The organism is Actinomyces sp. oral taxon 170 str. F0386 (genome assembly GCF_000195595.1).
In the GTDB taxonomy this organism is placed as follows: domain Bacteria; phylum Actinomycetota; class Actinomycetes; order Actinomycetales; family Actinomycetaceae; genus Actinomyces.
Window position 1 is genome coordinate 1 of record NZ_GL882574.1, and the last position, 1,353, is coordinate 1,353.

2 protein-coding genes are annotated in these 1,353 nt (G+C 69.4%); both read right to left on the reverse strand.

What is annotated here, in order from left to right:
- The coding region (locus tag HMPREF9056_RS13890; RefSeq protein WP_216593617.1) for a hypothetical protein at window positions 1-204 on the reverse strand (204 nt) is incomplete at its 3' end.
- Window positions 205-368: 164 nt separating this feature from the next.
- A partial coding sequence (locus HMPREF9056_RS12960; RefSeq protein ID WP_009405352.1) for an ABC transporter ATP-binding protein occupies window positions 369-1,353 on the reverse strand: 985 nt, incomplete at its 5' end.

The following is a 1,353-nucleotide window of genomic DNA, read 5'->3' on the forward strand; positions in this document are numbered from 1 at the left end:
CACCACCGTGCCCACGGCGGCCAGGGCCACGACCACCAGGGAGACCCGGTGGGCGCCCAGCAGCCCGACCATCCGCTTGAAGGATGGCCAGAACGCCTCAGCCCTACCCGGAGGCGGCCCAGAAGCCAGGTCTCCGAGAGAGGCCTGCGCCTCGGGCGACATGCCGACCTCGTCGCCTCTGAAATCATCAGGGCCAGCAGTCAAGTCCCCATTCTGACTGGAAGGGCCGTTCGGAGTGTCCACAGCGCGGTGCGTGCTCCGGTCCGAGGAGTAACGGCTTCGCAGCAGATAGGACAGGCAGCCGGCAGGCGCTGCCCGCGCATGCCTCGGCCCGCCACGGAGCTGTCGCTGAGGACGTGGGGCGGTGCTCATGCTGTGGCCTTTGCTCCGAGCTGGGAGGTGACGATCTCGCGGTAGACGGGACAGGTGGCCAGCAGGCTCTCGTGGGTGCCGCTGCCCACCAGGTGGCCGTCGTCCAGGACGAGGATCTGGTCGGCGCCGGTGATGGTGGAGACGCGCTGGGCCACCACGATCTTGGTGATGCCGGCGGTGGCCGGTCCCATGGCCTCGCGCAGCCGCGCGTCGGTGGACACGTCCAGGGCCGAGAAGGAGTCGTCAAAGATCAGGATGCTGGGGCGGCGCACCAGGGCCCGGGCGATGGCCAGGCGCTGACGCTGGCCGCCCGAGACGTTGGTGCCGCCCTGGGCGATGGTCGCCTCCAGGCCCCCGTCCATCGCGGAGACGAAGTCCTTGGCCTGGGCGACCTCCAGGGCCTTCCACAGCTCGTCGTCGGTGGCCTCCTCGCGCCCCAGGCGCAGGTTGGAGGCCACGGTTCCGGCGAACAGGAAGGGCTGCTGGGGGACGAGCCCCAACTGCGCCCACAGCGCCTCGGGGTCGGCCTCACGCACATCCACCCCACCAACGAGGACCTGCCCGCTGCTGGCCTCCAGCAACCGGGCCAGCAGCCGCACCACCGTGGACTTGCCCGACGCCGTCGAGCCCACGATCGCCGTCGTCGACCCCGGGACCACGGTGAAGCTCACCTCCGCCAGGACACGGGCATCGGCACCCTCGTAGACGAAGGTGACATCACGCATCTCAACCCGCCCCGGAACCGGAAAAGCGGTCACGGCCCCCGGCGCCGAGACGATAGCAGGCGCGGTGGCCAGCACCTCGCTGATGCGCTCGGCGCATACGGCCGCGCGCGGGATCATGATCGTCATGAAGCTCGCCATGACAATACCCATGAGGATCTGCATCAGATACGACATGAAGGCGACCAGGGTCCCCACCTCCACGTCACCGTCGCCGACCTGGTGCCCGCCGAACCAGATGACACCCACGATCGTGACA